1 pseudogene is annotated in these 342 nt (G+C 45.6%); it reads right to left on the bottom strand.

The features are described 5' to 3' along the window. Window positions 1-342: pseudogene (locus DWW23_RS26805) on the bottom strand (TonB-dependent receptor); the annotation flags it as partial.

Below are 342 nucleotides of genomic sequence, written 5' to 3' on the forward strand. Positions count from 1 at the left end.
AAGCGAACGAGGTTGTACCACGAAGGATATGCATATCATGGTCTAACAACGGGTTCGTAATCTTCCCGGGGTCTTCGGTATTATACTTGGCCAGGCTCAAATTGCCGGTAACCTTATATTGGTTGTTGATACGGTATCCGAGGTTGGCAAAACCGTTGGTGATATTAAATTTGGAATCCGGCCTATGCCCATCCGAACGATCATGGTTCAAAGAGATGAAACTGCTGAAATTTCCTATGTTATAGCCGTTGTTAACCATGTATTTCTGTGTATTGTAAGAACCGAACATCACCCGGGCCTGCGTACGGCGGCCTTGCTGTTTATGCTGCCGGGTTATAATGT

This window comes from Parabacteroides sp. AF14-59 (assembly GCF_003479515.1).
GTDB lineage: Bacteria > Bacteroidota > Bacteroidia > Bacteroidales > Tannerellaceae > Parabacteroides > Parabacteroides faecis.